This is a genomic window from uncultured Rhodospira sp., from assembly GCF_937138205.1.
GTDB lineage: Bacteria > Pseudomonadota > Alphaproteobacteria > Rhodospirillales > Rhodospirillaceae > Rhodospira.
Window position 1 is genome coordinate 1 of sequence record NZ_CAKZOT010000049.1, and the last position, 20536, is coordinate 20536.

The following is a 20536-nucleotide window of genomic DNA, read 5'->3' on the forward strand; positions in this document are numbered from 1 at the left end:
TAATTTCCAGTTATCATCGCCCTCCAAATGTGGCCGACATCGCCCGCCTTCTGGCCGCAGCAGAAAACGGGGGTTTTCCCATCTATCCGGCCGCCCCCTACCCCCCCGTGACACTCATGTGCCGGGCGATGGCCGGGCGGTTGTCGCGGTCGATGGCGAAGTCGTGGCCCTTGGGCTTGCGGGCGATGGCGGCGTCGATGGCCTCCGACAGCGGGCCGTCGTCGTTTGGGAAGGCCCGCAGCGGCGCGCGCAGGTCGGCGGCGTCCTCCTGGCCCAGGCACATATACAGCGTCCCCGTGCAGGTCAGCCGTACGCGGTTACAGCCCTCGCAGAAGTTATGCGTCAAGGGCGTGATGAAGCCGATGCGCCGGCCGGTCTCGGCCACCTCGACATAGCGCGCCGGGCCGCCGGTGCGGTGGGTGCTGTCGCGCAGGGTCCAGGTTTCGGCCAGACGCTCCCGCACCACCGACAGCGGCAGATAGTGGTCCACGCGGCCGGCACCGATGTCGCCCATCGGCATGGTCTCGATGAAGCAGAGATCCAGGCCGCGCTCGCCGCACCAGGCGATCAGACGGTCGTATTCGTCGTCGTTGATCCCGCGCAGGGCAACGGTGTTGATCTTGACGTGCAGGCCGGCCGCGCGGGCGGCGGCGATGCCTTCCATCACGCGGTCGAAGTCGCCACGTCGGGTGATGGCCCGGAACCGCTCGGGATCCAGCGTATCGAGCGAGACGTTGAGGCGCCGCACGCCACAGGCGGCCAGTTCCGGCGCGAAGCGGGCCAGTTGGGTGGCGTTGGTGGTCAGGGTCAGTTCGTCCAGGCCGCCGCCGTCGAGCATCCGCCCCAGGCGGCGGAACAGCACCATGATGTCCTTGCGCACCAGCGGCTCGCCGCCGGTGATGCGCAGCTTGCGGACACCCTTGGCCACGAAGGCGCGGCAGACACGGTCCAGTTCCTCCAGCGTCAGCAGGTCGCGCTTGGGCAGGAAGGTCATCTCTTCCGCCATGCAGTACTGGCACCGCAGGTCGCAACGGTCGGTGACCGAGACGCGCAGATAGGTGATATGGCGGCCGAAGGGGTCGATCATCCCGGACGGTTCCCTGTGTCGATGTGTTTGTTTTTGTTTCGGTGTTGTGACCCCAACATAGCGATCCGGGGCCGCACCGACCAGGGGCGCCGCGCGTGACACCGACAGCGACCCGTTGGTGCGCCGGCGGGCGTGCAACCGCGAGCAAAGGCCCCATTCATGGGGCCGTTTCTGGCCGTCCAAATTACAGGCCTTTGGGAGACGCAGCGGCGACTATGCCTGTTTTTTGCTGATCCGGGACGCGATCAACAGGCACAATGCCAACTCAAGACCGATGATGCCGGCACCAACAATCAAACCGACAGCGGACCAGTACGCATCTCCCGCGGCAATCGTATAGGCACAAAGCGACATCAAGGGCGGGACGAGAAGCGCGAAAACAGTACTAAAAATATCGGAACCACGCTTTGTTTTATCGGCCATCTTGGCTAGCGTCAAGAAGCACAGCGTCAGCCCAAGCCCAAGCAAAGTCAAACCCATAATCAGGCCGATGCCAGACCAGTACTCATTCGACCCCGCAACAAGGTAAGCGCTGAGCGTCAATACTGGCAGCATCAATATTGCGACGATTCGATTCAATGGACCGCTAGAACCTTTTTGAATCTCAAACCGAAGCCTCCACTTCTCGTTATCTTTAGACATAAACGATCTCCCGAAGGCTGTGATTGCAAAGCGGTTATTAATATCTACCGGCTTATTCACGTGGCTCAGGCGAACTCAACATGTTGTACCAGAGAGCTGTCCCAGGGTACCAGACCGCGCCTCTCCCGGAGCCACGTGAATAAGCCTTTTCCGGGCACGGTCAACGGCGGCACATGGGCTGCTGAGGGAGACGCATAGGCCCATCTTGAGCTATAGGCCCGCTGGCGCGCCCAGCACGACATCCCGGCCGAACCGCCGGAGGGCGCGGGCGCCGCAGCCCTCGGCCACCGCGCGGGCCAGGCCTTCGGCGTCGGTCACCACCAAGCCCGCCAGCGTGGTCACACCGTGGTCGAATAGCATCGGCGACAGCGGTGTGCCGGGACCGACCACCGTCACCTCGGCATCCGGCCGCGTCAGCGCCAGCAGCCCGGGCAGCGTGCCGTTGGCGAAGGTCGAGGCGGTCAGCAGCACCGCGTCGGCATCCGGGATCAGCGCGGCGGCGGCGTGCTCCGGGTGGCGGTCGGGACCGGGCGTGCGCTCGATCACGCGCACGTGCGGGGCACGCTCGCGCACGCCCGGGAAGGCGCCGACCATCACCGGCGTCTCGGCCGTGGCGGCGGCCTCGGCGAACAGGTCGAGGCCGTTGGCCGTCTTGCCCGCCAGATCGCCCCGGTTGAGGTCGGCGTTGAGGGCGGCATTCAGCGCGGCGGCGCCGATCGCCTGGGCCATCGGGCCGTGCCCGCGTGCGCCGACGGCGAGTTCGGCCAGGGGCCGCCCGGTCAGATCGCCCGCGCCCGGCGGCGGCCGGCAGCCATGCCCGTCCCGCGTCGGCGTCTGCGCCAGGCCGACGCCGTCCGGCCCCTCCACCAGCGTCCAGTTGAGGCCGACGACGACGCGGCGCGCCGTCGCGTCGGCCGGGACCGCGCTCAGCAGCTCGTCGTACAGGCCATGCGGCCCCCACCAGCGCCAGCAGGCCTCCAGCGTTGGCGCCAGCAGCCGCCCCACCGGCGCGGTGGCGTGCAGCCAGTCCAGCGCGTGCGACTCCGGCACCAGGGTCAGCACCGGCACGCGCTCGGCCAGGGCGGCGAACATCTCGTGCGCCAGCCCCTGGCCCTCGGCCTCCAGGTGCGAGAACTTGGAGACGATCAACAGATCGACGCCCCGCGCCAGGGCCGCGCGCAACACGGTGCTGGCCCCGGCGAGGCCCTGGGTGTCGATGGAGCAGGCCTTCGAGTCCGGGCCGAGCTTCTGCATGATGTCGTGCGGCGCGCCGGACGCCACATCGATCACGTCCATGCGCACCTTGCGGCCGGCGGCGTCGCGCTCGGTGACCTGGGCCAGCCCGCCGACCCGCACGCCGCGCGCCCGCAACGCGGCGGCAAAGGCGCGCAGGTGTGTTTCCGCCGCGCCCTCACCGGAGCGGTAGAGCATGGCCGCCGGGCCGGGGCGGGGTGTTCGTGGATCAGGCATCATGCTCGCCGGACACCAGCCCTAGCCGCTCGTGCCAGTCGGCCAGGGACTAGTCGGGGTAGCCGTCGAAGTGCCGGTCGGCCGGGCCGTCGGGGCCGGCCACCCAGTCGGGCTTGCCGGCCAGCATCAGGTGGAGCCGCTCCGGCGGCACCGGCAACGGCGTTTCGATGGCGCCCGCGTGGGGATGGATGAGGTCGGGCCAGCGCGGATCCCACACCCACAGCGCCGTGCCGCAGTGCTTGCAGAAATGGCGCTCGCCAGGGCTTTCGCCGCCGTCCTCCAGCCGGGCGTGATAAACCGTGACGTGTTCCCGGCCCGTCACGGCCAACGACGCCGCCTCGGCCCCCAGATTGATGGCGAAGCCGCCGCTGCCGGCCGTCTTGCGGCAGATCGAACAGTAGCAGAGGTTGAACGGCACAGGGTGCGCGGACTCGACGCTGAACGTGACCGCGCCGCAATGGCAGGATCCGGATAGCTGCATGGGCGAGGCTCCCATTGGCGAGCGTTGCTACGCGGTGCCGCCGTCCGACGCCGGGTAGGCTTCGTCCCCCGGTCCGCCGGGCGCTGCCGGCGGCGGGGAATAGCTTTCATTGAGGCTGACTGCTTCGTCGCTCCACTGCTTTGCTACAGCTTGGTAATTTTCGAACAATGCTGCGTGGTAAATCCACCTGCCGGTGCGTGCGTCCCACCTCCAACGCTCCCGCTGGATGAAATCAGCGGCAGTATTCCAATCCCGTACAAATGGCCCACGCATCCAGCGTTTATAAAGCGCATCGCTAAACACACCTTCTTGGATGCCGATCGCGATCAACTCATAATGGTTCAAATACTGCTGCACATCACTCCTCATCCTTCTGAACTCAGTGGAACTGGGAGAATGTAGTCTATCAAATAGCCCTTCTTGTTTTACGAAGCTAAACGTTCTGTGAATGCCGCTGTAATGCTCTCCTTGCTCAATCTCGAATATACGAAGCATCGTGTTAATTCTTCTGTTCCGCTCAGAAGAGTTATAATTCAGGACAACCAAGAGGATCGCCGCCGAAGCAGATATAAATAGAATAATGGGAGAAATAAGGAGGGCCCACAGAGGCGGCCATTGTTCAGACGTGGCAACCGCTACCAACTCAGGGTTAGGCGCCATATCCATCGCGGGCCCTCAAATCTACGACCACATCCAACGCTATCTATGCTTTACGCCACCGTCAGGTTGACCGCGCTTTCCTTCAACTCGGCGCCGAAGCAGCGCTGGTAGTACTCGGCGATCAGCGGCCGTTCGGTCTCGTCGCACTTGTTGAGGAACGTCACCCGGAAGGCGAACGCCACATCGCCGAAGATGGTGGCGTTCTCGGCCCAGGTCAGCACGGTGCGCGGGCTCATGACGGTGGAGATGTCGCCGTTGATGAAGCCGTTGCGGGTCAGGTCGGCGACCGCCACCATCTGGCTGATCAGCTTGCGGCCCTCGGGCGTGTCGTACTCGGGGCGCTTGGCGACCGAGATCTCGACCTCGGCGTCGTGCTCCAGATAGTTCAGGGTGGCGACGATGTTCCAGCGGTCCATCTGCCCCTGGTTGATCTGCTGCGTGCCGTGATAGAGGCCGGTCGTATCGCCCAGACCGACCGTGTTGGCGGTCGAGAACAGGCGGAACGAGGGGTGCGGCCGGATCACCTTGTTCTGGTCCAGCAGGGTCAGGCGCCCTTCGACCTCCAGCACGCGCTGGATCACGAACATCACGTCCGGGCGGCCGGCGTCGTACTCGTCGAACACCAGGGCGCAGGCGTGCTGCAACGCCCACGGCAGAATGCCCTCACGGAACTCGGTCACCTGCAGGCCGTCGCGCAGCACGATGGCGTCCTTGCCCACCAGATCGATGCGGCTGACGTGGCTGTCCAGGTTCACCCGGATGCAGGGCCAGTTGAGGCGGGCGGCCACCTGTTCGATGTGGGTGGACTTGCCGGTGCCGTGGTAGCCCTGGATCATGACGCGGCGGTTGTGGGCAAAGCCGGCCAGGATCGCCAGCGTCGTATCGCGGTCGAAGCGGTAGTTGGGGTCGAGGTCGGGCACGTGCTCGGTCTTCGTCGAGAAGGCGGGCACCTGCTTGTCCGAATCGATGCCGAAGACCTCGCGCACCGAAACGGTGGTCTCGGGTGTCGTCAGAGGTGGCTCGGCGGAGATATCCATGGGGTCCTCGTACGGGTTCTGGAAACGTGGGCGGAGCGTACTGCAAAGCGCGGCGCCGTGAAAACGGCTTTCACGACTCATCGGCCGACGGACCGCTGGTGATGGGCCGCGCGGCCGGCCGCTTTGGGCGGGGGCGTTTGCCGGCGCGTGCGCAGGCCTGAGCGTTCAGCGCGGTGTTTCCGGTCCGGCGGTCGGTCGGACTGACGCGGCGACTCTTCCACACGGCCCCAGACATGGGGGCGAACGCCCCCAGTGTCCACTGCGGGTCCGATGCACCGCCGCGTCAAGCCCGCGCCACCATAGGGGGTCCGCCGCTTGTAGGTGTAGCCGGGGGAGACAAGCGCCCATTCGGATTTGAGCGTGTCGAGACCACGGAGGCGTAATAACAGCGGGTCTGCGGGAACCAAGTGAATAGGTAGGCGACCCACAAGAGTCCATATCCGAACGGATGGCCTCTGTGGGACCGAGCCGCGCGCTTGGACATCCGCGCCCCTACCCCTTCTCCTCCACCGGCACGTACAGGGCGCCGCCGTCCTGGTAGCGCGCGGCCATCTGCGCCATGCCCTCTTTCCGCGCGTCGTCGCGGATGTCGTGGCTGATCTTCATGGAGCAGAACTTCGGCCCGCACATGGAGCAGAAGTGCGCCACCTTGTGCGCCGCCGCCGGCAGCGTCTCGTCGTGGAAGCGGTGCGCCGTGTCCGGATCCAGGGCCAGGTTGAACTGGTCCTGCCAGCGGAACTCGAACCGCGCCCGGCTCATGGCGTCGTCATGCGCCCGCGCCGCCGGGTGGCCCTTGGCCAAGTCGGCCGCGTGCGCGGCGATCTTGTAGGTCACCACGCCCGTCTTGACGTCGTCGCGGTCGGGCAGGCCCAGATGCTCCTTTGGCGTGACGTAGCACAGCATGGCGGTGCCGAACCAACCGATCAGGGTGGCGCCGATGGCCGAGGTGATGTGGTCGTAGCCCGGCGCGATGTCGGTGGTGATCGGCCCCAGGGTGTAGAACGGGGCTTCGGCGCAGACCTCCAACTGCTTGTCCATGTTCTCCTTGATCTTGTGCAGGGGCACGTGGCCCGGCCCCTCGATCATCACCTGGCAGTCCTTGTCCCAGGCGATGCGGGCCAGTTCGCCCAGCGTTTCCAGTTCGGCGAACTGGGCGCGGTCGTTGGCGTCGGCGATGGAGCCGGGGCGCAGGCCGTCGCCGAGCGAGAAGGCCACGTCATAGGCGCGGCAGATGTCGCAGATCTCGGCGAAGTGCTCGTAGAGGAAACTCTCGCGGTGATGGTGCAGGCACCACTTGGCCATGATGGATCCGCCCCGGCTGACGATGCCCGTCACCCGGTCCACGGTGAGCGGGATATGCGCCAGCCGCACCCCGGCGTGGATGGTGAAATAGTCCACCCCCTGCTCGGCCTGCTCGATCAGGGTATCGCGGTAGACCTCCCACGAGAGGTTCTCGGGCACGCCGTCCACCTTCTCCAGCGCCTGATACAGCGGCACCGTGCCGATGGGCACCGCCGCGTTGCGCAGGATCCAGTCGCGGATGTTGTGGATGTTGCGGCCGGTGGACAGGTCCATGACGGTGTCGGCGCCCCAGCGGGTCGACCACACCATCTTGTCGACCTCCTCGGCCATGGACGAGGTGACGGCCGAGTTGCCGATGTTGGCGTTGACCTTCACCAGGAAGTTCCGGCCGATGATCATAGGCTCGGATTCGGGGTGATTGATGTTGGCGGGGATGATGGCCCGGCCGCGCGCCACCTCGTCGCGCACGAATTCGGGCGTGACATGGTCGGGGAGGACGGCGCCGAAGCTCTCGCCGTCGCGCTCGGCCGCCTCCTTTTTCGCCGCACGGCCCAGGGTCTCGCGGATGGCGACGAACTCCATCTCCGGCGTGACGATGCCGGCACGGGCGTAGGCCAGCTGCGTCACCGCCCGGCCGGCCTTGGCGCGCAACGGTCGGTGGTGTGTGGGGAAGGGGGGCGTCAGCCGCTCGCCGGTGGCGAAGCCGTTGTCGGCCGGGTCGACCGCGCGACCGTCGTACGCTTCGACGTCGCCGCGCGCCATGATCCAGTCGGCCCGCAGGCGCGGCAGGCCCTGCTCGATGGCGATGGCCGCGTCCGGATCGGTGTACGGCCCCGAGGCGTCGTAGACGGTGACCGGCGGCTCGCCCGCGCTGGGATGCACGGCGATCTCGCGCATCGGCACCCGGATGTCGGGATGCAGGGCGCCGGGGTGATAGACCTTGCGGGACGCCGGCAGCGGGCCGGTGGTGACGGACGGGGCGGACGCATCCATGGCTTGGCAGCCTCCTCGGCGGGACGGGCGTGGACGACCCAGGTCCGCACGGGGAGGAAGGAGAGCGTGGCCGGTCCGTTGAGACGGTCTGACCGTGACCAGACCATGATCCGCGACGCGCGCACCATCCCTACGCCAGTGTGAACTGGATCAGGTTCATCGGGTCACTGCGCTGCGCGATGCCAGGGCACGAAGTGGCCCGATCACGCCAGCAGACTCTCAGCCCCTTGTCGGGACCCCCCGGGTGAAGGCACCACGATGGTCGCCCTTGCGGACGATGTCAATCCGGTGACATCCGGCGCAACACGCCACAGGATGGACCTTGCCCGTTCCGGTTTTTGGTTTGGTGCGTTCCGCCCCGCCGGCAGCGTTTTGGTTGCACGCCCGCCGTCATGGCGAAGCGTCACCGCCCGGCGCCGCCTCCTCCGCCGCCCGGGCCGCGCGGTGCAGCGCCATCAGGTGGCGCAAGCGATCCCGCGCATCCGCGCTGGCCGGATCAAGCCGACAGGCCCGCGCCAGCGCCCGGCCGGCGGCCAGGGTGTCGCCGGCGGCGGCCAGGGCGGTGCCAAGGCCGATCCACGCCGCCACCGCCTCGGGACGCAGCGCGACCACCCGCCGCGCGGCCGCCAGAGCCGTTCGGTGGCGCCCGGCCAGACGGGCCACGTCGGCCCACTGGCGCCAGGCCTCCACCGACACGGGACGCACCCGCACCGCGCGCCGGCAGGCGGTCTCCGCCTCGGCGAACGCGGCCAGCGCGCCCAGGACCGCCCCCAACGCCACCAGTGCCTCCGGGTGGGCGGGCTCCGCCACCAGGGCGCGGCCGCACAGCTCCAGCGCCTGCCGGGGGCGGCGCCAGGCCAGCGCCACGCGGGCCAGCAGGGTCCACGCATCGGCATCCAGCGGATCGGCCCGCGTGCGCTCGCGGCACAGCGTGGCGGCCGTTTCCAGGTCGCCGTTGCGCCAGGCGGCGATCGCCGGCGCCAGCGGCGGCGGCGGTGGTGGGTCCGCGTCGGTCGTCATCGTATCGCCCCTCCGTTCGCCGAGGCGGTGGCGTCCCCGCCCTGGTGAGCCCGGATGAGTTCGGCCAGCTTCAAGCGCAACTGGTCGGGCCGCACCGGCTTGCGCAACACCGGCAGGCCACCCCGGCTGGCGTCGCGCAGCTTTTGGCTTTCGGTGTCACCGGTCAACAGCAGCGCTGGAATCGCGTGCCGGAAGTGGCCGCGCGCCAGGGCCACCGCCTCGACCCCGGTGCGGCCGCTCGGCAGGCGGAAATCCACCAGCATGACGTCGGGGCGCGCCAGCGTGTCGGTCAGCAGCGCCTCGGTCAGGTCCGACAGGCCGGCAAAGGCGGAGACCCGGTGCCCCCATCCGTCCAGCAAGAGCGTGAGGCTCTCGCGGACCGGCGCCTCGTCGTCCACCACCACCATGTGCAGCCGCCCGCGCGCCGCGCTGCCGGCCTCGGCGATCAGCGCGGACACGCCGTCCGCGCCCGGCTCCAGGCGCGCCGGCCCGGCCGTGTCGTCGAAGCCCGCCTCGTCCTCGGCGTCGATGTGGCACGGCACGGTGACCGAGAACCGCGAGCCGCGTCCGACCACCGAGTCCACGCTCACCGTCACCCCCAGCAGGCGCGCCACCCGGGTCACGATGCCCAGCCCGAGGCCCAGGCCGCCGCGCTGCACCCCACCGCCACCCGGCGCCGCCGGAACGCGGTGGAAGTCCTCGAAGATCAGCCGGCACTGGTCCTTCGGAATGCCCTGACCGGTATCGAGCACGTCCAGACGCAGCCAATGCCCGCCATCGACGCGCCGGGCGCCGATCAGCACCTGACCGCCTTTGGGGGTGTACTTCAGAGCATTGCCGATGAGATTGCGCAGGATGATCTCCAGCAACGCCGGGTCGCTGTACAGCGTCACCGTGGGCGCCACCACGCGAAGCGTGAGTCCCGCCTCGGCCGCCACCGGCGCGAACTCGTCGGCCAGCCGCGTCAACAGGGAGCGGGCGCCGAACGGCCGCTGATCGGGCAGGATCGCCCCGCCTTCCAGCTTGGAGATGTCGAGCAGGGTGTTCATCAGCTCGGCCAGCCCCTCAAGCGAGCGCTCGACCTTGCCCAGAATATCCTTCTTGGCCGGATCGTCCTCACGGTTGGACAGGACCGAGACGAAGAGGTTCAGGGCTTGCAGGGGCTGGCGCAGGTCGTGGCTGGCCGCCGCCAGGAAGCGGGTCTTGGCCAGCAGCGCCTGTTCGGCGGTGGCGATGGCCTCGTGCAGGCGGGCCTCGGCCTCGACCTGCCGCGTGATGTCCTGAACGTGGGTGATGAAATGGTGCGGCCGGCCCATGCCATCGCGGGCCAGCGCCAGGCTGACAAAGGCCCTCACGACCGCCCCATCCGGCCGCAGGAACCGCTTCTCGCCGGAAAAGACGCGCACGTCGCCCGCCAGCAGGCGGCGGGCGGCCTCCAGTTCCAGGTTGTGGTCCTCCGGGTGCGTCACCACCGTCACGTCGAGCGCCACCAGGGTGGCCTCATCACGGCCGAGAATCGTGCACAGCGCCGGATTGACGTCCTGGAAGTGGCCATCCAGCGACAGGATGGCCATGCCGTGCGGCGCGGCGGTGAACGTCTCGCGAAAGCGGCTCTCGCTGGCCCGCAGGGCGTCCTCGGCGGCGCGCTCCCGCGTGATGTCGGCGATCTGCGCGACGATTTCGTGCGGCGTGCCGTCGGCGGCGCGCGCCATGGCACAGGTCACCCGCGCCCAGACGATGGTGCCGTTGGGTCGCAGATAGCGCTTTTCGGCGTCGAACGACGCGGCGTTCCCCTCCTGGGCCGCGTCGAGCCAGGCGATATCGCGCGACCAGTCCTCGGGATGGGTGACCGCGAGCATGGACTGGCCGACCAGGGCCTCCACCGGCCGGTCCAGGATGCGGACCAGGGCCGGATTGACGCGGCGCCAGCGGCCCTCGGGATCAAGCAGCGCCATGCCGTGCGGCGCCTGGTCGAAAGCGTTGCGGAAGCGGTTCTCGCTGCGCCGCTCGCGCGGGCGTTCGGCGGGCTGGTCGTCGTCATCCGCGCTCGCGTCATCCTCGAACACGGCCACGGCCGGGCCGTCATCCGCGCCCACCCGCGTCATGCAGCAGCGCACCACGCGGACACCGCCGTCCGGCGTCGGGATGCGTTCGGTGAGGCGGCGCGGCTCGTCCGCGTCAACGGCGCCGTCACCGCCGGCCTCCAGCAGGGCGTCGAAGCGGGCGCGGCGGCGTTCGGCCAGTTCCGGCGCCAGGGCCTGGAAGTAGTCTGTACCGATCAGGGACCGCACCTCATCGGCGCCCAGGGCCGTCGCGGCGGCCCGGTTGGCGTCGACAATCCGGCCGTCCCGATCCAGCAGCAGCACGGCCTGGGGCGACAGATCCAATACCCGATCAAGTCCCTCGCCCCGCATGGGTCACTCGTCCTCGCCCTTGAGAGAACCGGGCCGGGGCCGGATGCCCCGGGGCGGCGCCTACTTCTTCTTGCCGTCCTTGCCCTTGCCGCCTTTGCCCTTGCCGTCCTTACCGTTCTTGCCCTTGCCCTTGGCGGCGCCGCCGTCGGACTCGATGACATCGGCGACCAAGCGGTCGAGCAGGCGCACGCCGAAAGCCGTGGCGCCCTTGGGCACCGTCGGCTTGTCCTTCTTTGACCACGTCACGCCGGCGATGTCGAGGTGTGCCCAGGGCGTGTCCTTGTCGCGGATGTAGCGTTGCAGGAACTGAGCGGCGGTGATGGAGCCGGCCTCGCGGTTGCCGACGTTCTTCATGTCGGCGATGTCCGAGCGCAGCATCTTGTCGTAGGCCTCGCCCAGGGGCAGGCGCCACACCTTCTCGCCCACGCCGCCGCCGGCCTCGGAGAGGGCCTCGGCCAGGTCGTCGTTGTTGGAGAACAGCCCGGCGTGCTCGCCGCCCAGGCTGATGATGATGGCCCCGGTCAGGGTGGCCAGATCGATGATGTGGCTGGGCTTGAAGCGGTCCTGCGCGTACCAGAGCACATCGGCCAGCACGAGCCGGCCCTCGGCGTCGGTGTTGATGACCTCGACGGTCTGGCCCGACATGGTCTCCACCACGTCGCCGGGCCGCTGCGCGGTGCCGGAGGGCATGTTCTCCACCAGCCCGCACAGGCCGACCACGTTGGCGTTGGCCTTGCGCCCGGCCAGGGCCTTCATCAGGCCGGCGACGACACCGGCGCCGCCCATGTCCCACTTCATGTCCTCCATGCCGGCGGACGGCTTGATGCTGATGCCGCCGGAATCGAAGGTCACGCCCTTGCCGACGAAGGCGATGGGCGCCGCGTCCTTGTCCTTCGCGCCCTTGTATTCCATCACCAGCAGGCGCGGCGGCCGGGCCGAGCCCTGCGCCACGCCGAGCAGCGCGCCCATGCCCAGCTTGCGCATTTTCTGCTCGTCCAGCACCTCGACCGTGATGCCCAGGTCGGCCAGGTCCTTGACCTGCTCGCAGAAGCTTTCGGGGTAGACCACGTTGGCCGGTTCGCTGACCAGGGTGCGGGTCAGGTCGACGCCCTCGGCCACCGCCTCCAGCGGGGCGAAGGCCTTCTTGGCCGCGTTGGGATCGTCGCACAGCACCGACAGCTTGCGCAGCGCCGGCTTCTCGTCCGGCTTTTCCTTGGTCCGGTAGCGGTCGAAACGGAAGCCGGCCAGGGTCGCCCCCAGGGCGGCATGGGCGGCGGCCTCGACGTCAGACAGCGGCGCATCGCCGGGCAGGTCGGGCACCAGCGCCGCCGTCTCGTCGCCCAGCGCGCCGAGCCGGCCAACGGCTGTGCCGCCGAAGGTTTCCAGGGTGGTGGCGGTGATCGCCTCGGGCTTGCCGAGCCCGATCAGGACCACCCGATCCAGGGTGACGCCGTGCGGCGCGTTCAGCACCAGGCACTTGCCGCCCTCGCCCTTGAACCGCTCGGCCTTCAGCGCGCGCCCGATCTGGCCCCCGGTCAGTTCGTCAAGCTCGGTGGCGACGGCACCCAGGAGGTTCTCCTCCCGAACACCCAGGACCAGGGCTCCCTTGTCGGGGATGGCGGGCTTGGCGAACGACACTTTCATCGACGGATCCTTCTCTCTTGGCTCTGGTGGGCGTCCGGCGCCTCACGCAAACGTCAGGGTTCGGCCGGAACTTTACAAGGACGTGACCGGAGGGGAAAGCGCAGTGGACCGATAAGCCGCTACGCCGCGCCAAACCGCCGCTCCACCAGGCCGAACAGCGCCGCCAGGGCCTGCGCCTCGCCGCCCTCGGGCCGGCCGGGCCGGCTTTTCTGGGTCCAGGCGAACATGTCCACGTGCAGCCATGGCGTCTCGGGCGAGACGAACTCGGCCAGGAACAGCGCGGCGGTGATGGCGCCGCCGAAGCGGTTGGTCCCGGTGCTGTGGATGTCGGCCACCGTGCTGTCCAGCATCGACCGGTAGGGCGCGTGCAGCGGCAGGCGCCAGACCGGCTCATCCACCGCCGTCGCCGCGTCCATCAGGTCCGCCGCCAGGGCGTCGTCGCGGGTGAACACGGCCGGCACGTCCGGCCCCAGTGCCGCGCGCGCCGACCCGGTCAGCGTCGCCATGTCGAGCAGCAGGGCCGGGGTCTCTCGATCCGCCTCGGCCAGCGCGTCGGCCAGCACCAGCCGGCCCTCGGCATCGGTGTCGCCCACCTCCACCGTCAGGCCTTTGCGGGTGCGGATCACGTCCAGCGGCCGGAAGCTGTCGCCGGAGACCATGTTCTCCACCGCCGGGATCAGCAAGCGCAGGCACACCGGCAACCCGGCGTCCATGATCATGTGCGCCAGCCCCAGGGCGTGGGCGGCCCCACCCATGTCCTTCTTCATCAACAGCATGGCCGAGGACGGCTTGAGGTCCAGGCCGCCGGAATCGAACACCACGCCCTTGCCCACCAGGGTCACGCGCGGTTGGGCGGCGTCGCCCCAGCGCAGGTCGAGCAGGCGCGGCGCGCGGGCGCTGCCGCGTCCGACCGCGTGCACCGCCGGCCAGTCCTCGGTCAGCAAGGCATCGCCGACGATCTCGGAAAAACGCGCGCCGTGGTGCTCGGCCAGGGCGCGGGCGACGCCGGCCAGCTCGGACGGCCCCAGGTCGGCCGCCGGCGTGGTGACCAGATCGCGCACCAGCGCCATGCCCGCCACGCGCCGCCTGACGCGCGCCCGGTCGCAGCCCTCGGGCCACACCAGCCGGGCCGGTGGCTCGGCCGGCTCGCCCTTGTAGCGGTCGAACCGGTAGGCCCCCAGCGCCCAGGCCAGCGCCACCGCGTCACCGTCTCCTGCGCCATCCAGCGCGAACACGCCGGGGGAGAGCGCCCGTGGCAGGCCGGCCAGCGCCCAGCGGTCGCGGCCGTCGCCCAGCCCGGCCAGCATCCCGGCCAGCGTGCCGTCCGGCCCCGGCAGGGGACAGGTCTGGCCGATCTTGGCGGAAAAGCCGGTGGCGCGCACCCAGGCGGCGCGGCCCGGATCCTGGGCGGCCAACCAGTCGTCGAGGCCATCGGCGCGCACCGGGATCAGCGGCACCACGGGGGTGCCGTCTGTCGGGGGCTCGATCAGGGAGTCAAGGCAGGGCGGGGACGGCCGGAAGGCGGGCGCGTCGACCATGGGCGGGGGATCTCCGGCAGGACGGGAACGCGGGTCTTTGGAGTTATATAGCGTGGAACGCGCCGACTGCAGCCGGATCTCGTCTGCGGCTGGGCGGTCACTCGGCGCAGTTCCTGCATTCCGTTTCCTTGCGCACGATGTCAAGGTCGGCGGCCACCATCTCGCGCACCAATTCCGGAAACGTCGTGTGGTGGCGCCACCCGAGGCGGTCATGGGCCTTTGACGGATCGCCCCGCAGCAGGTCGACCTCTGTCGGGCGGAAATAGCGCGGGTCGATCTTGACCAGCACCTCGCCCGTGGCGGCACAGACACCCGTCTCGTCGACGCCCTCGCCGTTCCAGACGATCTCGCGCTCGACGCATTGAAACGCCAACTCCACGAAGTTTCGCACCGAATGGGTCTCGCCGGTAGCCAGGACATAGTCGTCCGGGGTGTCCTGTTGCAGAATGCGCCACATCCCGTCGACGTAGTCGCGCGCATGGCCCCAGTCGCGTTTGGCGTCCAGATTGCCGAGGTACAGGCGCTTCTGGAGGCCGTGTGAAATGGCGGCGACGGCACGCGAAATCTTGCGTGTCACGAAGGTCTCACCCCGGATCGGGCTTTCGTGGTTGAACAAGATGGCGTTCGAGGCGTGCATTCCATAGGCCTCGCGGTAGTTCACCGTGATCCAGTAGGCGTACAGCTTGGCGGCGGCGTACGGAGACCGGGGATAGAACGGCGTGGTCTCGCGTTGGGGCGTCTCCCGCGCCTTCCCGTACAACTCCGAGGTCGAAGCTTGGCAGAACCGCGTCGTCGTCTCCAGGCCGAGGATGCGCAATGCCTCCAGCAGCCGCAGGGTTCCGATGGCGTTGGCGTCGGCCGTGTACTCCGGCGTCTCGAAGCTGACCTGGACGTGGCTCTGGGCCGCCAGATTGTAGATCTCGTCGGGCTGGACCTCCTGCACAAGGCGGATCAGGTTGGTGGCGTCGGTCAGGTCCCCGAAGTGCAGAAAAAACCGCACATCGCTGTCGTGCGGATCCTGGTACAGATGATCCACGCGCTCTGTGTTGAAGGACGACGAGCGCCTCTTGACTCCGTGAACCGTGTACCCCTTACCCAGGAGAAGTTCCGCTAGGTAGGCACCGTCTTGGCCAGTGACGCCCGTGATGAGGGCGGTTTTCGCTGTCACGGTATCGCGCCCCCTTGATTGTTGTGTCCCGCCCAGTCGGCCATGCTCATTGCCGAATGCGGTCGAGATTGTCGAGGAACCACCGGTAGTATAACCACAACCCGGCTTCCAGCGGCGTGGCCGCCTGCCACCCCAGGTCGGTCAGAGTGGTGACGTCGAGGACCCTGCGCGGCGTGCCGTCCGGCCGGGTCTCATCGTAACGCAAAGCCCCGGTATACCCCACGGCATCCCGCACGGCCGCTGCGAACTCCGCAATGGCGATGTCCTCGCCGGTGCCGACATTGACGTGCCCCTCGGCGGAATAGTGCTTCATCAGGAACACGCAGGCGTCAGCCAGATCGTCCACGTACAGGAATTCACGCCTTGGGCGGCCGGTTCCCCATACCACCACCTCACCGGCACCGGAGTCCTTGGCGTCGTGGAAGCGTCGCAGCAAGGCGGCGGGTACGTGGCTGTTTTCCGGGTGGAAATTGTCGCCGGGCCCGTACAGGTTTGTCGGCATGGCGGAAATGAAATCGTGGCCATGCTGCCGGCGATAGGCTTGGCACAGCTTGATGCCGGCGATCTTGGCGATCGCGTACCACTCGTTGGTTGGGTCCAGCGGGCCGGTCAGCAGCGCGTCCTCGCGCATGGGCTGGGCGGCGTCGCGCGGGTAGATGCACGACGACCCAAGGAACAACAGCTTCTCCACGCCCCGGGCGGCGGCGGCGTGGATGATGTTGGCCTCAATCATCAGGTTGTCGTAAAGGAAATCGGCTGGGTATGTGTTGTTGGCGTGAATGCCGCCGACTCTTGCCGCTGCCAAGAACACAGCATCCGGTCGTTCACTGGCGAAAAACGCCTCAACGTCGGCCTGACGCCTCAAATCGACACGACCCCGAGCGTCGCCAATGAGCGTACATCCCTCATCCGCCAGCCGGCGCATCAACGCGCCGCCAACCATGCCACGGTGCCCCGCCACCCAAACCCGCTTGCCCGCCAGAGCGTAGTCCATGTTGCCTCCTGCGTGTCACCCTCACTCCAACCGTCACGCCAAGCGCTCACGTCGGAACAGAAAATAAGACTGACCGCCAAAGACACTGCGGCAATTCGGGCCTTGGTTCCAGGATGGATGCAGACCATCTGAACGGGAGGCTTTCAATGGGCCGGCCACGACCCAATTCAGGCACCGGCTTATTCACTTGGCTCCGGTAACCCCAACATGGGTTGCTGGACAGGTGTTTCATCGTACCAGATCGCGCCTCTACCGGAGCCAAGTGAATAAGCCTTCTGGCCGAAATGGCTTGGACACGGGACTCGGGATCTGATTCACACTCCGGGTGAGCTTCCGCGTCCGCCCGCCGACCGTCGCGCCAAGGCGGCGCGTGTTAGCGCGCGATCCCGCACACCCTCGGCATGACCGCGCGGACGATCCGGTCAGGGCGACCCGCGCGAGGTGTTGCCCGATTGAAACGCTCGGCCAGCCCTGTTGCTCCACGGCCTCACCCGGTTTTGCCGCTTTTGCCAAATCCGGGTACCATCACCGCCAGGTCACGCACGCCACCCCGGCGCCATTGCCGCCGTCAGGGCCTTGCGGGAGACGGTGTCGGTGAAAAAGCTGCTTCTGATCCTGGCCTTTCTGCTGATCGTGGTGGTCGGCGCGGCGCTGGTGCTGCCGTCGTTCATCGACTGGAATCCCTACCGCGACGAGATCGCCGCCCGCATCGAGGCGGCCACGGGACGGCCGGCCGCCATCGACGGCGACCTGTCCCTGCGCGTGCTGCCCTCGCCGACGCTGTCGGTCGAGGGGGTGCGCCTGGCCAACATTCCGGACGGCAGCACCCGCGACATGGCCCGCATCGGCGCCCTGGAGGTGGCAGTCGATCTGGCGCCCCTGCTCCGGGGCGAGGTGCGGGTGCGGTCGGTGCGGGTGGTCGAGCCGGTGGTCTTGCTGGAACGCCTGCCGGATGGCCGCGCCAACTGGGCGTTCCAGGCCCGACGATCGGTCGGCGATGGGCGCTCGGTGTCGGGGCCGCTGCCGGGAACCGACCCGCCGCCGCCACCGCCTCCGACCCGGGACGACACCGGCGCCGGCCTGACGGTGCGGCTGGACGATGTAAGGATCGAGGCCGGCCTTGTCGTCTACCGCGACCGGGCGCGCGGCACGGACCTGCGCATCGAGGCCATCGAGACCACCCTGTCGGCCGAGAGCCTGCGCGGTCCCTTCCGCGTGCGTGGCGACGTGCGCGTGGGCGACGTGGCGGTGGCCCTCGATGTGGCCACCGGGTCCGTCGAGACCCGCCGCTCCACGCCCCTGGACGCCAACCTGTTCCTGCCGGCGACCGGCGACACCCTGGCCCTGTCCGGCACGGTGGCCGGCCCCCTGGGGGACCCGACGTTTTCGGGGCGTGTCGAGGGGACCGCCGGCCGCCTGTCCGCGACCCTGGCCCTGCTGCTGGGGCGGGAGGGCGGCGCCCTGCTGGCCCGCCCCGCCACGATCTCCGGGCAGGTGGCGGCCACCGTCGCCGACGTCGCGGTGTCGGACCTGCGGCTGGGGGTGGGCGAGGCCGAGGTGCGCGGGCGCGTCGCGGCCACATACGGCGCGGACGCCCCCCTGGACGTGCAGGCCACGCTGCGCGTGCGCGCGCTGGACCTCGATGCCTGGCTGGCCTCTGTTCCCCCGGCCCAGGGGGCGGACGACGCGACAGACGACGCGACAGACGACGCGACAAACGACGGGGGCGGCCCACTTAGGCCGGGCCTCTCGTGGCCCACGGACCTGACCGCCACCCTCGACCTGTCGGCCGAGGCGCTGACCTGGCGCGGAGAAGTGGTGCGGCGGCTGGCGGTCGCGGCGCGCCTGGAAGACGGTCGCCTGACGGTCGAGAGCGCCAGCGCCGCCCTGCCCGGCGCCTCGCAGGTGACGGTGTCCGGGGCCGTGGACGCGCGTGAGGGCCTGCCCCGCGTCAGCGGCAGCGTCCAGGCCCGCTCCGGCAATCTGCGCGAGGTGCTGACGTGGCTGCGGGTGCCGGTCGGCGACGTGCCGGCCGACCGGCTGCGGGCCTTTGACGCATCGGCCCGCCTGGATGGCACGGCGGAGACCCTGAACATCCGCGACATCGACCTGACGCTCGACACCACGCGGGCCACCGGAGCGGTGGTCATGCGTCCCGGGGCTCGCCTGGGCCTGGGCCTGAACGTGAGTCTGGATTCGGTCAACCTGGACGCCTATTGGCCGGGCGGCGGCGGCGCCGGCGCCGGCGATACGGGGGGCGGGGACACGGCGGCGGCCGCCGGGGGCCTGCCCGCGTGGCTTGAGTCCGTGGACGCCAATTTCCGCGTCGCCGTCGGCCTGCTCACCGCCGACGCCCTGCCGTTCCGCGCGGTCCGGGCCGAGGGATCGCTGGTGCGCGGCCGCCTTGCCCTGAAGCAGGCCGGTGTCGACCGGGTCGCCGGCCTGCGCCTCACCGCCCGGGGCGGTCTGTCCCGCGTCGACGGCCGGCCCCGGGCCGACCACCTGACGATCACGGCCGAGGCCGACGACCTGTCACGCACGGCGCGGCTGTTGCGGCTGGACCTGCCGGCCTCGGCCCACGCCGCCTTGCAGGCCCTGGGGCCGGTCACCCAAACCGTGACGCTGAGCGGCACCCCGGACGCGCTGGACGTGACCACGGCGGCACGGTTCCAGGAGGGCGGCCTGGACAGCACCGGGCGCCTGACGGACCTGCTCGGGCCGGCACCGGCCTACGACCTGGCGGTGGACCTGCGCCATCCCGACGCCGAGCGGCTGGTCCGGCTGCTGGTGCCGGACTACGTGCCGCGTGGTTCGCCGCTGGGGGGCATCGCCCTGGCCAGCCAGGCGCGCGGCGAGGCCGGAGAGATTATTCTGGAGGGCTTCGGCCTGCGTCTCGGCGATATCCAGATGACCGGGCAGGCCCGCCTGGCGCTGGATGCAGAGCGGCCGCACCTGACGGCGGATGTGAGAACGACCGCCGTGCCGCTGGACGCCTTCCTGCCCCTTGTGCGCGAGGCACGCCGGCAGCCGGTCCCGCCGCGTCTCATGATTCCGGCGGCGGTCACGCCCCCGGCCGCGTGGTCTGCAACCGCCGTCGACCTGTCCGCCCTGGCCCTCCTGGATGCCGATGTCACGCTGCGCGCGACGGCCCTGGGCTTCGGGCCGCACACGCTGGAGGATGCCAAGATCACCGCCCGCCTGGCCGACGGCACGATACGCCTGGAGCGCCTGAGCGGCCTGCTGTACGGGGGCCAGGCCGAGGGCACGGCCACGGTGGCCGCCGGCGCCCCCGCGCGCGGCGATCTGACCCTGTCCGTGACCGGGTTCAGCGTCGCCCGCCTGCTGGGACAGGACGGCGATGACGGCGCGGCCGGCACCGGCACGCTGAAGCTGGATCTGGCCGGCACAGGGGCGAGCGCCGACGATCTCGTGGATGGCCTGACCGGCACGGCGCGCCTGACCCTGCACGGGCTCGACGTCAGCACCGCGCAGGTGCGTGGCACCGCCCTGGCCGGCCTGCTGGAGCCGGTGGCGGCGCTGAACGACCTGACCGACTCGTTGGTCGGCGGTCTGGACCGCGCGCAGCGGCTGGTGGACGTCGACGGCTGGTTCGTGATCAACGACGGGGCCGTCGGCTTCGACCCGCTGCGGCTGGCCAGCGCGCTGTACGAGGCCGACGTCGCCGGCACCGTCGACCTGCGGGCCTGGACCATCGACGCGGAGGGGGTGGCCGACCTCGCGCAGGGACCGTTGCGGCAGGCCGTGGGACGCGTCATCCGGTTGCCGGAGCGCGTTCCGATCGCCCTGAGCGGCGCCCTGGACGCCCCCAGCGTGACCCTGCGCACCGCCAGCCTGCCCGCCGAGGCCGCCGGCGCGGCGAACGACGACGATCCGGCGCCGGGCGATGATGACGCCGCCGCGTCGCCGGCCGACACCACGACCGGGCCGCCGGACACGCCGGACGCCGACGTCGACGACCTGTTGCAAGGTGTGGAGCAATAAGACCGCCCGAAGAAAAGGGTGACCGGTCCTGCCGGCCGGCCATTATACCGCCCGGTGATTGGATTGACTCGTCCGGCTGGTCGC

14 protein-coding genes and 1 riboswitch are annotated in these 20536 nt (G+C 69.4%); of the genes, 1 reads left to right on the plus strand and 13 read right to left on the minus strand.

The window, feature by feature from the left end; genetic code table 11:
• Positions 1–97 precede the first annotated feature (97 nt).
• The 13 genes from moaA to Q0309_RS06435 form a co-directional block, all read right to left on the minus strand.
• Complete coding sequence (moaA, locus tag Q0309_RS06375) at positions 98–1087, minus strand: GTP 3',8-cyclase MoaA (protein ID WP_299438649.1); 990 nt, start codon at positions 1085–1087, stop codon at positions 98–100.
• Between the two features lie 213 nt (positions 1088–1300).
• Complete coding sequence (locus tag Q0309_RS06380; RefSeq protein ID WP_299438651.1) at positions 1301–1729, minus strand: hypothetical protein; 429 nt, start codon at positions 1727–1729, stop codon at positions 1301–1303.
• Positions 1730–1939: 210 nt separating this feature from the next.
• Positions 1940–3202, minus strand: coding sequence for a DUF2478 domain-containing protein (locus Q0309_RS06385; RefSeq protein ID WP_299438653.1), 1263 nt, complete (start codon positions 3200–3202; stop codon positions 1940–1942).
• A 46-nt stretch (positions 3203–3248) separates the two neighbouring features.
• Positions 3249–3680 (minus strand): GFA family protein, encoded by a 432-nt coding sequence (locus Q0309_RS06390; RefSeq protein ID WP_299438655.1) that lies wholly within the window; start codon positions 3678–3680, stop codon positions 3249–3251.
• A 27-nt stretch (positions 3681–3707) separates the two neighbouring features.
• Complete coding sequence (locus tag Q0309_RS06395; RefSeq protein WP_366940571.1) at positions 3708–4175, minus strand: DUF4760 domain-containing protein; 468 nt, start codon at positions 4173–4175, stop codon at positions 3708–3710.
• 215 nt (positions 4176–4390) lie between these two features.
• Positions 4391–5377 (minus strand): cobaltochelatase subunit CobS, encoded by a 987-nt coding sequence (gene cobS / locus Q0309_RS06400; RefSeq protein ID WP_299438657.1) that lies wholly within the window; start codon positions 5375–5377, stop codon positions 4391–4393.
• 492 nt (positions 5378–5869) lie between these two features.
• On the minus strand, positions 5870–7672 hold the full coding sequence (thiC, locus tag Q0309_RS06405; RefSeq protein ID WP_299438659.1) for a phosphomethylpyrimidine synthase ThiC: 1803 nt from the start codon (positions 7670–7672) through the stop codon (positions 5870–5872).
• A 109-nt stretch (positions 7673–7781) separates the two neighbouring features.
• A riboswitch (TPP riboswitch) is annotated at positions 7782–7925 on the minus strand.
• Between the two features lie 137 nt (positions 7926–8062).
• On the minus strand, positions 8063–8692 hold the full coding sequence (locus Q0309_RS06410; protein ID WP_299438661.1) for a tetratricopeptide repeat protein: 630 nt from the start codon (positions 8690–8692) through the stop codon (positions 8063–8065).
• Positions 8689–11106 (minus strand): PAS domain S-box protein, encoded by a 2418-nt coding sequence (locus Q0309_RS06415; RefSeq protein ID WP_299438663.1) that lies wholly within the window; start codon positions 11104–11106, stop codon positions 8689–8691. Before Q0309_RS06415 ends, Q0309_RS06410 begins: the two co-directional genes overlap by 4 nt.
• 60 nt (positions 11107–11166) lie before the next feature.
• A complete protein-coding gene (locus tag Q0309_RS06420; protein WP_299438665.1) occupies positions 11167–12750 on the minus strand; it encodes a leucyl aminopeptidase in 1584 nt (527 codons plus the stop codon).
• Positions 12751–12869: 119 nt separating this feature from the next.
• On the minus strand, positions 12870–14288 hold the full coding sequence (locus Q0309_RS06425; protein WP_299438667.1) for a M17 family metallopeptidase: 1419 nt from the start codon (positions 14286–14288) through the stop codon (positions 12870–12872).
• A 97-nt stretch (positions 14289–14385) separates the two neighbouring features.
• Positions 14386–15456: a GDP-mannose 4,6-dehydratase gene (gmd, locus tag Q0309_RS06430; RefSeq protein WP_299438669.1), complete on the minus strand. Its 1071-nt coding sequence runs from the start codon at positions 15454–15456 to the stop codon at positions 14386–14388.
• A gap of 46 nt (positions 15457–15502) precedes the next feature.
• The gene (locus Q0309_RS06435; RefSeq protein ID WP_299438672.1) at positions 15503–16450 is read right to left on the minus strand and encodes a GDP-L-fucose synthase; all 948 of its coding nucleotides are present in this window, start codon (positions 16448–16450) and stop codon (positions 15503–15505) included.
• 594 nt (positions 16451–17044) lie between these two features.
• On the opposite strand from Q0309_RS06435, the gene Q0309_RS06440 reads away from it, so the two are divergent.
• On the plus strand, positions 17045–20452 hold the full coding sequence (locus tag Q0309_RS06440) for an AsmA family protein (RefSeq protein ID WP_299438674.1): 3408 nt from the start codon (positions 17045–17047) through the stop codon (positions 20450–20452).
• Positions 20453–20536 lie beyond the last annotated feature (84 nt).